A 15,629-nucleotide genomic window follows, 5' to 3' on the forward strand; every position below is an offset into this window, starting at 1 on the left:
ATTACTCCCCCTTTCTCGCTGTTTCGGTTCTCGTGCCATAAAACTTCTCGTGGAAGAACTTGCGGTCGATCCGGCCGGAAATCGTGATGCAGCCGGTTTTCGCCAGTTCCTCGTTCATCTGCCGGATGAGCTTATAGGCGTAGGGTACGGACACCCCCAGCTCCTCGGCCACTTCATTGACGCGCATAAAAATCTGGTTTTCCATGATAAATACCTTCCTTTCTTAGTCGTTGGTGACTGTGGACTGCAAGCGTTGTGTTTCATAAATGCCTCCTTACTTATGTCCGCCACTTTTTCTCCGTTTCGCAACCAAAAATCTGGCGGCTCATTTGATGCGCTATATTGTCTAAGCTTATTCGCTCAGTATCCTCATAATACTATACATATAAGCTTAGTTCAAGCCTTTTAGAAGAAATATTATTAAATAAATTTGCTTAGATTATCTTGACAAAACTAAACAACTATGCTATGTTGCTTATAAGAACAACCATAGATGGGAGCTGGATGTATGGCGATTGGCGAACGGATTCACTTTTTCCGTCTCCTGCGGGGGATGACACAGAAATATCTTGGTATGGCGCTGGGCTTCCCGGAGAAGTCTGCCGATGTGCGCCTAGCACAGTACGAAACAGGATCAAGAACCCCTAAGGCGGACCTGACTGCTGCCCTGGCACAGGTACTGGATGTCTCGCCCCATGCTCTTTCCGTCCCGGATATAGACTCCTATGTGGGGCTGATGCACACCCTGTTCACCCTGGAGGACAACTACGGGCTGAAGGTCACGGAGCAGGACGGTGAGCTTGCCTTGCAGGTGGATTTCCGCAAAAACAAGGATGCTGCCCGGCTGCATGAGATGCTTTGGGCCTGGCGGGAACAGGCGGCCAAATTGGAAGCTGGTAAGATCTCTCAGGAGGACTATGACCGCTGGCGTTACCACTACCCGGAGTACGACAGCAACCAGATCCGCGCTAAGGTACTGCCAGAGGGTCTGATCTAACCCTCTCACTTGTAGGCCACGGGAAAGGCCATTTGTTGCACAAAATCAGAAAATTTAGATAAATGAGAGCAAAATAAAAAAGGTCTAACTGATTAGCAAAAATCAGTTAGACCTTTTACTTATGAATAAAAAGATGAGGATTTTTAGGCTACTCGCAAGCCACCCGATTTTTCTTTTCAAACTCAATAAATTGGGATTTGACGAGTGCTATCAATCTGCTATCAAATGGGAATTTGAAAAATCAAAAAGTCAGTATTTTCAAGGGTTTGCGGGCCCTCATATCCACTTTTTGCTTATTCCCACTCGATGGTGGCGGGGGGTTTGCTCGTGATGTCGTAGCAGATCCGGTTGATGCCCTGGACCTCGTTGACGATGCGCACGCTGATGCGGTCCAGCACGTCGTAGGGGATTCTGGCCCAGTCGGCGGTCATGAAGTCGCTGGTGGTGACGGCGCGGAGGGCCAGGGTGTAGTCATAGGTGCGTCCGTCGCCCATGACGCCCACGGAACGGGTGTTGGTGAGGACAGCAAAATACTGGTTCAGGTTCTTGTCCTCGCCGGCCTTGGCGATCTCGTCCCGGAAGATGAAGTCGGCGTCCCGGAGCAGATCGGCCTTCTCTTTGGTGATCTCGCCGATGATACGGATGGCCAGGCCGGGGCCGGGGAAGGGCTGGCGGGATACCAGGTACTCGGGCAGACCCAGCTCCCGGCCCAGCTGTCGGACCTCGTCCTTGAATAGCAGGCGCAGGGGCTCGATGATCTCCTTGAAGTCCACGTAGTCGGGCAGGCCGCCCACGTTGTGGTGGCTCTTGATGACGGCGGCGTCGCCGGTACCCGACTCGATCACGTCGGGGTAGATGGTGCCCTGGGCCAGGAAGTCCACGGTGCCGATCTTCTTGGCCTCCTCCTCAAAGACCCGGATGAACTCCTCGCCGATGATCTTCCGCTTGCGCTCGGGCTCGGAGACCCCGGCCAGCTTGCCCAGGAAGCGCTGCTCCGCGTCCACCCGGACGAAGTTGATGTCCCACTTGGCGAAGGCAGCCTCCACCTCGTCCCCCTCGTTTTTCCGCATGAGTCCGTGGTCCACAAAGACGCAGGTGAGCTGCTTGCCCACCGCCTCGGCCAGCAAGGCGGCCACCACGGAGGAGTCCACGCCGCCGGACAGAGCCAGAAGCACCTTGCCGGAGCCCACCTTCTCCCGGACCTGCTGGATGGCGGTCTTACAGTAGTCCTCCATGGTCCAGTCGCCCTTGGCGAGGCACACCTCATAGAGGAAGTTGCGGATCATGGCGATGCCGTTCTCCGTGTGGTTGACCTCAGGGTGGTACTGCACCCCGTAGAAGCCACGGGTATCGTCGGCGATGGCCACATTGGGGCATGCGTCGGAGTGGGCGGTGAGGGCGAAGCCCTCGGGCACCTTGGCCATGTAGTCCCCGTGGCTCATCCAGGAGATGCCCTGCTGGGGCAGGCCATGGAACAGCTTGCAGGTGGTGTCATAGTAGGTCTGGGTCTTGCCGTACTCCCGGGCGGAGTCGTCCTGGGCCTCGGTGACCTGGCCCCCCAGCAGGTGGGCCATCAGCTGGCAGCCGTAGCAGATGCCCAGAATGGGCACGCCCCAGGTGAAGATCTCCGGGTCCACCTTGGGGGAGGAGTCCAGATACACGCTGTTGGGGCCGCCGGTGAAGATGATGCCGATGGGATTCATGGCCTTCAACTCAGAGAGGGGAGTGGTGTAGGGCTTGACTTCGCAGTACACGCTGCACTCCCGCACCCGGCGGGCAATGAGCTGGTTGTACTGTCCGCCGAAGTCCAGCACGATAACAGTCTGATGAGACATAAAAGCACCCTTTCTAAAAAATTTTACCTGCGTTTTACTCCAGGCTTCTTGTTGGGTGAAACGGAAGCGATTATACTAAAGAAAAACAAAGGAGGTGAACAATATGGAGCTTCACTGGGATGCCGCCGCCGATCTGGAGGACCTGATCTACGAGTGCAAGGAAGTATCCGCCAGCGAGCGGTGAGCATACATTTTCTGGAGAACCACACCGGAGGGTGTGGTTTTTTCGTATCCGGAAAAAACAGCCGGGGAGGGGAAGTATCCCCTCCCCGAAGTGTTTGGGGTTAAATCTTGGTGATGTCGATGGGGGTCAGGTCCTCGCTGCGGCTCTGCTCCCGGACGGTGAGGACGGCCCGGGCGGTGTCGATGGCGGTGACACAGGCCACAGAGTGCTCCACGGCGGAGCGGCGGATCTTGAAGCCGTCGCTGTCGTGCTTGCGGCCCTTGGTGGGGGTGTTGATGATCAGGTCCACGGTGCCGCTCTGGATCATATCCAGGATATTGGGGTGGGACTGAGACACCCGGTTCACCCGCTTGCAGGCGATGCCAGCAGCGGTGAGGGCGTCGCAGGTGCCGGAGGTGGCGTAGATCTCAATGCCCATCTCCTCAAAGCCCCGGGCGATGCCAATCATCTCGGGCTTGTCCTCGTCCTTCACAGTGACGATGATCCGGCTGCCCCGCTTGGGCACCCGCAGGCCGCAGCCCTTGAAGGCCTTCAGAAGGGCCTGGGGATAGGTCTCGGCCAGACCCAGCACCTCGCCGGTGGATTTCATCTCCGGGCCAAGGCCGGTGTCCACGTCGGTGAGCTTCTCGAAGGAGAACACGGGGGCCTTGACGGCGTAGTAGTCGGCCTCCTTGTAGATGCCGGTGCCGTAGCCCAGGTCCTTCAGCTTCTGCCCCAGCATCACCTTGGTGGCCAGGTCGATGATGGGAACGCCGGTCACCTTGGAGATATAGGGGATGGTGCGGGAGGAGCGGGGGTTGACCTCGATGACGTAGATGTCGTCGTTGTAGAGGATATACTGGGCGTTGATGAGGCCGATGACGTTCAGGTGCTTGGCCATGTTCTTGGTGTGCTTCAGGATGAGCTCACGGTGCTTGTCCTCCAGGTTGATGGGGGGATACACTGCGATGGAGTCGCCGGAGTGGACGCCGGCCCGCTCCACGTGCTCCATGATGCCGGGGATGAGGATGTCCTCCCCGTCGAACACGCCGTCCACCTCCAGCTCCCGGCCCATCAGATACTTGTCGATAAGGATGGGGTGCTCCTGGACAGTCATGTTGATGATCTTCATGAAGTCCTCAATGTTGCGGTCGTTGTAGGCGATCTCCATGCCCTGGCCGCCCAGCACGTAGGAGGGACGGACCAGCACGGGGTAGCCCAGCTCGTTGGCCGCCTGGAGGGCCTCCTGGGTGGTGAAGACGGTGCGGCCCTTGGCGCGGGGGATGCCGCACTTCTCCAGAATCTCGTCGAAGCGTTCCCGATCCTCGGCGGCGTCCACGCCGTCGGCGGAGGTGCCCAGGATCTGGACGCCCATCTCGGTGAGGGCCTTGGCCAGCTTGATGGCGGTCTGTCCGCCGAACTGGACCACGGCGCCCCAGGGCTTCTCCTGCTCCACGATGTTCTGCACGTCCTCGGCGGTGAGGGGCTCGAAGTACAGCTTGTCAGCCACGTCGAAGTCGGTGGAGACGGTCTCGGGGTTGTTGTTGATGATGATGGTCTCAAAGCCCATGCGCTTGAAGGCCCACACGGAGTGGACGGAACAGTAGTCGAACTCGATGCCCTGGCCGATGCGGATGGGACCGGAGCCCAGTACCAGCACTTTCTTGCGATCGCTGGTCTCCACAGCCTCGTTCTCCCCGTCGTAGGAGGAGTAGTAATAGGGGGTCTCCGCATCGAACTCAGCGGCGCAGGTGTCCACCATTTTGAAGGAGGGGACAATACCGTACTTCTCCCGCAGGGCCTTGACCTCGGCCTGCTTCATGCCGCACAGGGTGCCGATATAGCTGTCGGCGAAGCACATCTCCTTGGCCCGCTTCAGGGTGTCGGCGGAGGGCACGCCCTTGCAGCGCTCCAGCTCGTTTTCCATGTCGATGATCCGCTGGAAGCCCTCCAGGAACCAGATGTCCATCTTGGTGATGTGGTTGATCTTCTGGGGGGAGAACCCGCGGCGCAGAGCCTCAGCCACCACAAACAAACGCTCGTCGGTGACCTGGACCAGCAGGTCCTCGATCTCGTCGGTGTACAGGCCCTCCAGCTTGTCCAGCTTCAGGGCGCGCACGTTCAGCTCCAGGGAGCGGATGGCCTTCATCAGGGCCCCCTCGAAGGAGTTGGCGATGGCCATGACCTCGCCGGTGGCCTTCATCTGGGTGCCCAGGGTGCGGCTGGCGGTGGTGAACTTGTCGAAGGGCAGACGGGGGATTTTCAGCACGCAGTAGTCCAGAGTGGGCTCGAAGCAGGCGGTGGTCTTGCCGGTCACCGCGTTGGGAATCTCGTCCAGGTGATAGCCCAGGGCGATCTTGGCGGCCACCTTGGCGATGGGGTAGCCGGTGGCCTTGGAAGCCAGGGCGGAGGAGCGGGACACACGGGGGTTGACCTCGATGACCGCGTACTCATAGCTGTCGGGATTCAGGGCGAACTGCACGTTGCACCCGCCCTCGATCTCCAGGGCGGTGATGATGTCCAGAGCGGCGGTGCGGAGCATCTGGTACTCCTTGTTGGCCAGGGTCTGGGTGGGGGCCACCACGATGGAGTCGCCGGTGTGCACGCCCACGGGGTCGATGTTCTCCATGGAGCACACGGTAATCACGTTGCCCGCGCCGTCCCGCATGACCTCGAACTCGATCTCCTTCCAGCCGGCGATGCACCGCTCGATGAGCACCTGGCCCACGCGGGAGAGGTGGATGCCCCGGTCGGAGATCTCCTCCAGGGAGGCCCGGTCATAGGCGATGCCGCCGCCGGTGCCGCCCAGGGTGTAGGCGGGGCGGACGATGACCGGGTAGCCGATCTTTTCGGCGAAAGCCACGGCGTCCTCCACGCTCTCCACCACCTCGGAGGTGACGCAGGGCTGGCCGATGGACTCCATGCAGTCCTTGAAGCCCTGGCGGTCCTCCGCCTTGCGGATGGAGTCGGGGCTGGTGCCCAGCAGCTTCACCCCGTACTTCTCCAGGGTGCCGTCCTCGTACAGAGCCATAGCCAGGTTCAGGCCGGTCTGGCCGCCCAGGGTGGGCAGGATGGAGTCGGGCTTCTCCTTCTCAATAACCTGGGTGACGGAGGGGATGTTCAGGGGCTCGATATACACATGGTCGGCGATGTCCTTGTCCGTCATAATGGTGGCGGGGTTGGAGTTCACCAGCACCACCTCGATGCCCTCTTCCTTCAGGGCGCGGCAGGCCTGGGTGCCGGCGTAGTCAAACTCGGCGGCCTGGCCGATGACGATGGGGCCGGAGCCCAGCACCAGAACTTTTTTGATATTCGGATTCTTCGGCATTACCGGTCACCTCCCATAGAAGCCACAAAGCGGTCGAACAGGTACTCCGTATCCTTGGGGCCGGGGCTGGCCTCGGGATGGAACTGTGTGGTGAAGCAGTTGGGGCGCTTGTAGCGCAGGCCCTCGCAGGTGCCGTCGTTCACGTTCACGTGGGACACCTCGGCCACGGCGGGGTCCACTGTCTCGGACAGCACCACATAGCCGTGGTTCTGGCTGGTGATGAACACCCGGTCCTCGGCCAGGTCCTTCACCGGGTGGTTGCCGCCCCGGTGGCCGTAGGCCAGCCGGCCGGTCTTGGCGCCGGTGGCCAGGGCCATCAGCTGGTGGCCCAGGCAGACGGCGTACAGGGGGAGGGTGCTCTCATAGAGCTTCTTGACCTCCCCGATGATGGCCACATTGTCGGCGGGGTCGCCGGGGCCGTTGGAGAGCATCACCCCGTCAAAGCCGCCGGCGAGAATGGTCTCGGCGGGGGTGGCGGCGGGGAACACGGTGACATGGCAGCCCCGGCGGCGCAGGCACTCGATCATGTTCTGCTTCACGCCGTAGTCCATCATGGCCACCTTGTACTTCTCCTCGCCGTAGGCGGGGCAGTCCTCGGGTTCCTTCCGGGAGACACGCTCCACGGTGCCCTCCACCCGGTAGGCCTTCAGCTTCTCCAGGATCTCCGCTACATTAAAATGCTCCGCACAGGTGACCATGCCGTTCATGCTCCCCTGGCTGCGGAGTATTTTCGTCAGGGCACGGGTGTCTACCCCCTCGATGCCCGTGATGTCGTGTTTTTTCAGGTAGTGGTCCAGCGTCTCCTCACAGCGGAAATTGCTTCCAATGGGGGAGAGGTGACGGACCACAAAGGCCTCCGCCCAGGGACGGCTGGACTCGTTGTCCTCATGGTTGACGCCGTAGTTCCCGATGAGGGGATAGGACATCACGATCCCCTGTCCCGCGTAGGAGGGGTCGGTCAGGATCTCCTGATACCCGGTCATAGAGGTGTTGAACACCATCTCGCACACCCGGTCGGAGGTACTGCCGATGCTGGTCCCGGAAAATACGCTTCCGTTGGCCAGGATCAAAGTCGCTTTCATCAATTCTCTCACACGCCCTTCCGTTCCAGTTCACAATTCAGATACGATCCACGCGCAAAGTGTTTCAAGATATTGTATCGGAAATCGACGCGCTTTGCAAGGGGTGGGGGAATCTTTTTTCATAAAACTTTTTCCGCGGTATGGGGGATCTCTCGGATACTTTCTCCAAGAGGAGGAAAGACTGAACCAAAAGCGCACTCGCGCTCTGCAGTGAGGTGACCGACATGTTTACCGGACTGATCCGGACCATCATCCTATACCTGCTCATCATTGCCGGCATCCGGCTTATGGGCAAGCGACAGGTGGGGGAGCTGGAGCCCTCGGAGCTGGTGCTCTCTCTGATCATCGCCGATCTGGCCGCCGTCCCTATGCAGGATTTCGGCATCCCCCTGCTCACGGGGATCGTGCCCATTCTGACCCTGCTGTCCCTGACCATGATCCTGTCGGTACTCACCATGAAGAGTACCCGGTTCCGTACTCTCCTGTGCGGCCGGCCCAGCGTCATCATCCGCAAGGGGAAGATCGACCAGGGGGAGATGCGCCGCAACCGGCTGACGGTGGACGAGCTGCTGGAGGAGCTGCGGGCCCAGGGGTATGCGGGTCCCGCCGGGATCGAGTACGCCATCCTGGAGACCAACGGCCAGCTGTCCATCCTGCCCTGGGAGCGGGAGAAGCCCCCCACCCAGAGCCAGCTGGGGCTGGAGGCGAAGGAGACCGGACTGCCCCTGGTGCTCATCAGCGACGGAAAGCTCCTGGCCCAAAACCTGACCGCCCGGGGCTACGACGGGGTGTGGCTGCAAAAGCAGCTCTCAAAGCACGGGCTGAAGGAGCCGGACCAGGTGTTTTTGATGACGGTGGATGAGGTGGGTGGCGTCTATCTGGCGCCCCGGTCAGAGCAGGAAGAGGGGAGAAGAGCATGAAACGTCTGTGGGCGGCGGCAGCCATTCTGGCGGTTTTGCTGGGAGGCACTCTGTGGAACGCCTGGTACGCCGAACGGCTGACCGGCGGAATGATCCAGCAGCTGAAGCAGGCCCAGGAGCGGACCACACAGGGGGACTGGGAGGGGGCCGCCGAACTGAGCGGGCAGGCGTTCCAAAGCTGGCAGGACCATGAGGCGTATCTCCACATCCTTATGCGGCACAGCGATACCGATGAGATTTTGAGCTCCTTCCGAGCACTGGAGCAGTACCTGGCCCTGGAGGAGACCGACCAGTACACCGCCGCCAACGCGGAGCTGATGACCCAGCTGGAGCTTTTGGCCGAGATGGAGCAGCCGTCGCTGGTAAACATTTTTTAAGGAGGGAAGGGTTTCGCCGCCGGGGCGGCGAAACCCTCTCGAAAAAAATGAAAGACAGCCGCCCGGGAAGTCCCGGGCGGCTGTTTTGTACCTATTGATAGGAACCAATATGACAAAATCGAGCGGTTACTCCTCCAGAAGCCCGGCACTGACCAGGAACTCGTGGGCCACTTCGTCCACATCCCGGCCCTCCACGTCCACGTAGTAGGTGAGTTCACTCATCATCTCGTCGGTGAACTGGTTGTTGAGGAGCTTCAGGGTGTCCTCCAGCTCGGGGGCCTGGTCGGCAAAGCGCTCAAACACGTCGTTGCGCACCAGAATGGTGCCGTAGTAGTCGGGGAAGAAGTGCTGGTCGTCCTCCAGCAGGGTCAGGTTGGCCCGCTTGTTCAGACCGTCGGTGGCGTAGACCACCATTACGTCGTAGGCCCCCTGCTCCACCAGAGTATACTTCATCATAATATCCACCGGCTTGACCTCGGCAAACTCCAGGCCATAGGCTTCCGCCATGGGGCCGAACTTCATATTGCCCGCGTCGGTGAAGAAGTCCTGCTCGGCGCCGAAGCGCAGCTCCCCGGCGATGGGGACCAGGTCGCTGATGGTCTTGGGATTGTAGGTGTCCACCACCTCCTGGGTGACGCCCAGGATATAGGTATTGTTGACGCCGATTTTGCCCAGCATGTGCATATCGTACTCGTCGTTCATCTTCTCATTGACAAAGTCGTAAAGGGTCTGCCCATCAGGGATGTCGGTGGTGTCCAGCCCCATAATTGTCGTCAAGAGAGTTCCGTCCCAGGTATACATCAGGTCACAGGTGTGGTTGTCTCCCGTCATGGCGTTAAAGTTGTTCACCGCGGTCATCTCATCCTGAATGGTGACGGTGAGGTCGTGGCGGTCCTCCACCAGCTGCTTGATCATACTGTTGACCAGCTTTATTTCGGAGTACTGCCCCTCATAGAGAAGCAGGCCCTCAGTGCTCTTGGGCAGGAAGGCGTAGACGCACAGGACCACCACAGCGGCGGCGGAGAGGACGGCCGCGCCCCGGGCGGCATACCGGCTGCCTTTGGAGCGCTGGCTGCTCCGGCTGTTCAGGTACCGCTCGGCCAGCCCCATGAGCAGGTCCAGGATCAGGGCGGCAGCCATCAGCACCCCGGTGCCGCCCAGGATGGCTGTCATGTCCTCCTGGCGGATGCCGGTGGTGATGACGCTGCCCAGCCCGCCGCCGCCCACGAAGGAGGCGAACACTGCGGTGCCGATGGCGGTGACGGTGGCGATGCGGATGCCGGTGAAGATGATGGGGGCGGCAATGGGAATCTCCACATGGATCAGGCGGTACATCCGGGTCATGCCCATCCCTTTGCCCGCCTCAATCAGGTGCTCCGGCACCTGATCCAGTCCCAGACAGGTGTTGCGCACAATGGGCAGTAGGGAGTAGAGGGCCAGACCCACGATGACCGTGGGCTTGCCCGGGTTCATGATGACCATGATGATGCCCAGCAGTGCCAGGGCGGGGGTAGTCTGAATCAGGTCCACCACCCGGAGAATCACCTTGCGGGTGGAGGGGTAGAAATAGCAGATGATGCCCAAGGGAATGCCTGCCAGAATCGCGAAGAGGAGAGCGGCCACCACCAGGGACATGTGCTCCAGAATCATGGTGAAAGTCATGCGGCGCTCCCTCCCCTCCGGATTCCCTTGGGAACCACTTTTCGCTGAAGGGCGTCCACCAGGGAGCCCAGCACAAAGGCCAGCAGCGCAGCCGGAATCGCTCCCATGAGGATGAGCTCGCTGTTATCCGAGCTTAGACCGGCATAGATGAAATCACCCAGGCCGCCGCCGCCGATCATGGAGGCCAGCACGGCCCAGCTGACGGTGTAGACGGTGGACATGCGCAGCCCGCCGATGATGGTGGGCATGGCCAGGGGGAGCTCCACCTGGGTCAGGCTCTGCATGGCGCTCATGCCGCAGCCCTTGGCGGCCTCAATATACTGCGGGTCCACCGATACCAGTCCCGCGTAGGTGTTTTTCAGCACCGGGAAGGTGGCGTACACCCCCAGAGCCACCAGCACTGTCGCCGACTGGGCCCCCCACACCAGTACCAGCAGTCCGATAAAGACGATGCCGGGGATGGTGTTGAACACCGAGAGGATGGGCAGGACGATGCCGGAGAGCTTGGGCTTCCGGGACAGCAGGATGCCGATGAGCACCCCTAGCAGGAAACCAATGGCCACGGGGACCAGGGTGAAAAAGAGATGCTGCACTAATTTGGCGGGAAGATCTTGAATCGTCAACGCATCTCACCCCCAGAGCTGTTCCGCCATGGCGGAGGTCATACTGGTCTTGGTGATGAGGCCGTCCACTTTCTCCTCCTCGTCCAGAACAATGAGATAGGGGGCGCCGCTGGAGATGAGCAGGTCAAAGCAGTCCTTGGCGCTGTCCCCCGTGTGGACGGTGGGAGTGTTGCAGCGGATGAGGGGCTCGATGGTCTTGACCACATGGCCGGTGAGGCGGATGTCCGCGATGGACACCGTCCCCTGGTACCGGTCCTGGTCGTCCACCACGATGAGGGTGTCCACGTTGCGCCGCTGCATCTTGCTGACACACTCGTTGACCCCTCGGGTGGCCGAGACGGTGGACACGCCGGGGCGCATGAAGTCGGCGGCGGTGAGCTCCTTCTGGGCATGGGTGTCGATGAATTTGCCGAGGAAATCCTGGATCTGGCCGCTGGCGGGGTGGGCCAGCATCTCCTCCGGGGGAGCCATCTGGACAATTTTTCCGTGGTCCATAAAGATGATGACGTCGGCCAGATCCAGAGCCTCCTCCATGTCGTGGGTGACAAAGACGAAGGTTTTGTTCAGCTTCTGCTGGAGAGAGCGCACCTCCTGCTGGAGGGACCGGCGGGTCATGGGGTCCAGGGCGGAGAAGGGCTCGTCCATGAGTACGATGGGGGGCGAGGCCGCCAGGGCCCGCAGGATGCCGATGCGCTGCTGCTGTCCGCCGGACATCTCAGAGGGGTATTTATGGGCGTACTGCTCATAGGGCATGTTGACCAGCTCCAGCAGAGAGTGGACAATCTTGTCACATTCCTCCTTGCTGTATTTCAGCAGGGTGGGCACCACGCAGATATTCTGGGCCACCGTCATATTGGGAAACAGGCCGATCTGCTGGATCACATAGCCGATGTGGCGGCGCAGCTCCACCTTGTCCTTGGCGGTGATGTCCTCCTCGTTGAGGTAGATCTTGCCCGCCGAGGGCTCGATGAGGCGGTTGATCATCTTCAGCGTGGTGGTCTTGCCGCAGCCGGACGGCCCGATCAGGACAGCCATCTGGCCCTCCTGGATCTCGAAGGACAGGTCGTCCAGAATCTTCTGGCTGCCGTAGGACAGCGATACGTGTTCAAAACGAAGCAATAGGGCACCTCCTTAAAACGTCGCGTTGACAGGCCCGGACGCCGGTATTCCGGCCCGCGCGGGCGGGTCAACCTGTGGTTCGGTCGAAAGTGTACAAATACAGTATAGCAAAATGTTGTAATTTAGTCAAATAAACAAGCTGTAAATTCAAAGCAGGGATGCTCTTTTGGAAACCTTAAAAAATTTTCAAAAAAACTTAATAAAGTTTGTGGCAGAACCTTAACATTTCTCTGGTACACTGAGAACACAAAGAGAGAAGGAGGGAGCCCATATGGCGTGGATGGCATATTTGTGGATGGGAGCGGCGGCTCTGGTAGGAGCGGGCATGACCCTGTGGGGCGGCTATTATCTGGTGACCGCCCTCATGTCCTGGCGCAAGCCTATGGACTATGGCCGGCACCCGGCCAGCACCCGCTTTGCAATTCTGGTGGCCGCCCGGAATGAGGAACTGGTGATCGGAAATCTGATCAACAGCCTGCTGGCCCAGGATTATCCTCGGGAGCTGTACGACATCTGGGTCATCCCCAACAACTGTACCGACCACACCGCCCAGGCCGCCCGGGATTTCGGGGCCAATGTCATGGAGTGCACCGTCCCTGTGAAGTGCAAGGGAGATGTGATGCGCTTTGCCTACAGGCAGCTGCGGGACAAGGGGTACGACGCCTTCTGCGTCTTTGACGCGGATAATGTGGCCGATCCCCAGTTCCTGCGGGAGATGAACAACGCCTACCGGGCGGGAGCCCGAGCGGCCCAGGGCTACCGGGACAGCAAGAACCCCTTTGACAGCGCCATCTCCGGCTGCTACTCCATCTACTATTGGATGATGGACCGGTTCCACAACCAGGGCAAGGCGGGGCTGGGCATGTCGGCTATGCTGGGAGGCACCGGATTCATGGTGTCCGCCGCCGCCTTTGACAAGATGGGCGGCTGGTGCACCCAGAGTATCAGCGAGGACCTGGAGATGTCCGCCCAGTGTGCCCTGGCCGGGGTGCCCATCGCCTGGGTACCCAAGGCGGTGACCTATGACGAGCAGCCCCTCACCTTCCGGGAGTCCATCAAGCAGCGCCGTCGCTGGACCAGCGGTACCCTCCAGATCGCGGGGGAGTGGCTGCCGGTGCTGGGCCGGAGCTTGGCGGAGCGCCCCGCCGTCCAGCCTCTGGACATGGGGGCCACCATGCTGATCCCCGCCTATCAGGCGGCCGCTCTGGTGAGTATGACGGTGACCGCCCTGGCGGCCGGTTTCGTCCATCCGGGGCACTTCTCCCTGCTGCTGTGTCTGGGGTACATCGCGGGTAATCTGCTGATTACCGTACTGGGAGCCACTTTGTCGGCGGTGCTGGTGATTACGGTGGAGAACAAGTGGGACCGGCGGCTGCTGCCCGCTCTGGCGGTGTACTGGTTCTTCCTGCTCAGCTGGGTGGTCCTCACGGTGGGCTGTATCTTTAAAAAGACCACTGTATGGGAAGAGATCCGCCACACCAGAAATGTGTCCATGCCCAAGGGCGGAAAGATGAAGCGCAGCAATCAGGTCCTGGCTCCCTAAAGCAAATCGACTGGGTACCAAGGGAAACAGAGCTTGTATATATAAAATCAGGAGCCCGGGACAGTTGTCCCGGGCTCCTGATTTCATTACTGCTCAGAAAACTGGCTCTTGTCCGCGCCGCACAGGGGGCACACCCAATCCTCGGGCACGTCCTCCCATTTGGTGCCGGGGGCCACGCCGTTATCGGGGTCGCCGGCGGCCTCGTCGTAGATATAGCCGCACAGATCACAGACGTATTTCTTCATGTTACGATACCTGCTTTCATTCAAATTATATCGGGGGCGGTCCGCAGGGCGGCCGCGCCCGCCAAACAGCCATGGGCCGGTTTGGGCAGATCAATCAGGTCAGCGGATCGAAGTCGCTGGCGGGACGGCGGCAGATGGGGCAGACGAAGTCCTCGGGCAGAGTGTCGGACTCGTACACAAAGCCGCAGATTTTGCACACAAAGCCGCGGGGCTTGGCCGGGGCGGGTTCCTCCGCCTCGGGCTCCACCGCCTCACCCTTGACCGAGGCGGCCAGCACCTTGGCCAGGGCCTCCAGTTCCTGGTCCTGGCCGGGTGCCAGGGTGGACTTGAGGGTGACGGGGGCCTCCAGAATCTCCATATCCTTCATGCCGCCCAGAATCTCGCTCATGAGCTTGCCGCTGGCGGGGGCCCAGGAGCCGTTCTGGATCAGGGCCACCTTCCGGTTTTTCAGGGCGTGATGGGCGATGTCGTGGAGCAGGTTCTCCATGGAGACGAAAATCCCGTTGTTGTAGGTGGTGGAGGCGAAGACGATGTGGCTGTACTTGAAGGCGTCGGACAGCACATAGGAGTAGTGGGTGACCGACACGTCGTACATCTCCACGGGGACCCCCAGCTCTGCCAGGCGGCAGGCCAGGATGTTGGCCGCCGTCTCGGTGCCGCCGTAGACGGAGGCGAAGGCGATGAGCACGCCCTGCACCTCGGGCTCATAGGCGGCCCACTTGGCATACTTGTCCAGAATATAGCCCAGATCCTTGCGCCACACGGGGCCGTGGAGGGGGCAAATCATCTGGATGTCCAGGCCGGCGGCCTTCTTCAGCAGGGCCTGGACCTGGGGGCCGTACTTGCCCACGATGTTGGTGTAGTACCGGCGGGCCTCGTCCAGCCAGTCCCGGTCAAAGTTCACCTCATCGGCGAACAGCACTCCGTTCAGAGCACCGAAGGTGCCGAAGGCGTCGGCGGAGAACAGGATCTTGTCGGTGGAGTCGTAGCTCACCATCACCTCGGGCCAGTGGACCATGGGGGCGTTCACAAAGGTGAAGGTGTGCCTGCCGGTGGTGATGGTGTCCCCCTCGTTCACCAGCTTGGCCCCCTTGGGGTCGGTGGCGTGGAACTGGCGGATCATGTTCAGGGACTTGCCGTTGCAGACAATGGTGGCCTCCGGGTGGCGGATCATCAGATCCCCCAGGGTGGCGGCGTGGTCGGGCTCCATGTGGTGGACGAACACATAGTCCAGCTTCCGCCCACTCAGGGCGTACTCCAGATTCTCAAAGAACTGGGTCTGCACCGCCCGGTCCACCGTGTCAAAGAGAACCGTCTTCTCGTCCAGCAGCAGGTAGGAGTTGAAGGACATGCCCCGGGGGACGGGGTGGGTGCTCTCAAACAGGGGGTGCTGGCGGTCGTTGCCGCCGATCCAGAGCAGGTCGTCGGTGACCTTTCGGACACAGTACATATCAAAAACCTCTTTTCTAAGTAGGTTAGGGTTACCACACACATCATAGCATAGTCTGCACGAAATTGGTAGTAAAAAAACCGAATTCGGATGAATGCCCAAAAAAGAAAAAGCGTTTCCGGCGTTTTGGGACAAAACAGAAGGATAGAAGAAACTGCTGAAAATACGGTGGACGGGGGAAAACGGGCAATTGAACCGGAGAACGTTCCATGTTAACCTTTTGTTGCGGGGGTTGTAACGGCGGTGCGGTGGAGAAATGGAAGGGATTATGCTACAATAGGGCCA

The 15,629-nt window shown here is 60.2% G+C and carries 13 protein-coding genes; 4 read left to right on the plus strand and 9 right to left on the minus strand.

The features are described 5' to 3' along the window. Window position 1: 1 nt before the first annotated feature. Window positions 2-205, minus strand: coding sequence for a MerR family transcriptional regulator (locus H6B31_RS01755; RefSeq protein ID WP_204896925.1), 204 nt, complete (start codon window positions 203-205; stop codon window positions 2-4). A gap of 303 nt (window positions 206-508) precedes the next feature. On the opposite strand from H6B31_RS01755, the gene H6B31_RS01760 reads away from it, so the two are divergent. Next, window positions 509-997, plus strand: coding sequence for a helix-turn-helix domain-containing protein (locus H6B31_RS01760; RefSeq protein WP_204896926.1), 489 nt, complete (start codon window positions 509-511; stop codon window positions 995-997). Between the two features lie 293 nt (window positions 998-1,290). On the opposite strand, the gene guaA is transcribed toward H6B31_RS01760, so the two are convergent. The 3 genes from guaA to H6B31_RS01775 all read right to left on the minus strand — a co-directional run bounded on the left by guaA (window position 1,291) and on the right by H6B31_RS01775 (window position 7,405). Next, window positions 1,291-2,832 carry a glutamine-hydrolyzing GMP synthase gene (gene guaA / locus H6B31_RS01765; protein WP_204896927.1) on the minus strand — a complete coding sequence of 514 codons (1,542 nt, stop codon included), beginning with the start codon at window positions 2,830-2,832 and terminating at the stop codon, window positions 1,291-1,293. A 284-nt stretch (window positions 2,833-3,116) separates the two neighbouring features. After that, the gene (gene carB, locus H6B31_RS01770; RefSeq protein ID WP_204896928.1) at window positions 3,117-6,323 is read right to left on the minus strand and encodes a carbamoyl-phosphate synthase large subunit; all 3,207 of its coding nucleotides are present in this window, start codon (window positions 6,321-6,323) and stop codon (window positions 3,117-3,119) included. After that, window positions 6,323-7,405, minus strand: a complete 1,083-nt coding sequence (locus H6B31_RS01775) for a carbamoyl phosphate synthase small subunit (protein WP_204896929.1) — start codon at window positions 7,403-7,405, stop codon at window positions 6,323-6,325. Before H6B31_RS01775 ends, carB begins: the two co-directional genes overlap by 1 nt. A 224-nt stretch (window positions 7,406-7,629) precedes the next feature. Between H6B31_RS01775 and H6B31_RS01780 the strand changes: the two genes are divergently transcribed. Further along, window positions 7,630-8,325, plus strand: a complete 696-nt coding sequence (locus H6B31_RS01780; protein WP_204896930.1) for a DUF421 domain-containing protein — start codon at window positions 7,630-7,632, stop codon at window positions 8,323-8,325. Beyond that, entirely contained in the window at window positions 8,322-8,702 is a 381-nt protein-coding gene (locus H6B31_RS01785) for a DUF4363 family protein (RefSeq protein WP_204896931.1), read from the plus strand. The genes H6B31_RS01780 and H6B31_RS01785 overlap by 4 nt, the downstream gene beginning before the upstream one ends. A 126-nt stretch (window positions 8,703-8,828) precedes the next feature. Here the strand turns inward: H6B31_RS01785 and H6B31_RS01790 are convergent, their stop codons facing one another. From H6B31_RS01790 to H6B31_RS01800, 3 genes are read right to left on the minus strand one after another with little or no spacing between them, the layout of a single operon-like run. Further along, window positions 8,829-10,364: a glycine betaine ABC transporter substrate-binding protein gene (locus tag H6B31_RS01790; protein WP_243418795.1), complete on the minus strand. Its 1,536-nt coding sequence runs from the start codon at window positions 10,362-10,364 to the stop codon at window positions 8,829-8,831. After that, window positions 10,361-10,987, minus strand: coding sequence for an ABC transporter permease (locus tag H6B31_RS01795; RefSeq protein WP_204896932.1), 627 nt, complete (start codon window positions 10,985-10,987; stop codon window positions 10,361-10,363). The genes H6B31_RS01790 and H6B31_RS01795 overlap by 4 nt, the downstream gene beginning before the upstream one ends. 6 nt (window positions 10,988-10,993) lie before the next feature. After that, window positions 10,994-12,106, minus strand: a complete 1,113-nt coding sequence (locus tag H6B31_RS01800; RefSeq protein ID WP_087290435.1) for an ABC transporter ATP-binding protein — start codon at window positions 12,104-12,106, stop codon at window positions 10,994-10,996. A gap of 271 nt (window positions 12,107-12,377) precedes the next feature. Here H6B31_RS01800 and H6B31_RS01805 point away from each other — a divergent pair, with 271 nt between their 5' ends. Beyond that, window positions 12,378-13,649, plus strand: a complete 1,272-nt coding sequence (locus H6B31_RS01805; protein WP_204896933.1) for a glycosyltransferase family 2 protein — start codon at window positions 12,378-12,380, stop codon at window positions 13,647-13,649. 86 nt (window positions 13,650-13,735) lie between these two features. On the opposite strand, the gene rd is transcribed toward H6B31_RS01805, so the two are convergent. Together rd and H6B31_RS01815 are read right to left on the minus strand one after the other, a co-directional pair. After that, complete coding sequence (rd, locus tag H6B31_RS01810) at window positions 13,736-13,894, minus strand: rubredoxin (RefSeq protein WP_191345376.1); 159 nt, start codon at window positions 13,892-13,894, stop codon at window positions 13,736-13,738. Window positions 13,895-13,988: 94 nt separating this feature from the next. Then, window positions 13,989-15,344: an oxygen-binding di-iron domain-containing protein gene (locus H6B31_RS01815; RefSeq protein ID WP_204896934.1), complete on the minus strand. Its 1,356-nt coding sequence runs from the start codon at window positions 15,342-15,344 to the stop codon at window positions 13,989-13,991. Window positions 15,345-15,629: the final 285 nt, after the last annotated feature.

Origin of the sequence: Pseudoflavonifractor capillosus, from assembly GCF_016899775.1 — a bacterium.
GTDB lineage: Bacteria > Bacillota > Clostridia > Oscillospirales > Oscillospiraceae > Lawsonibacter.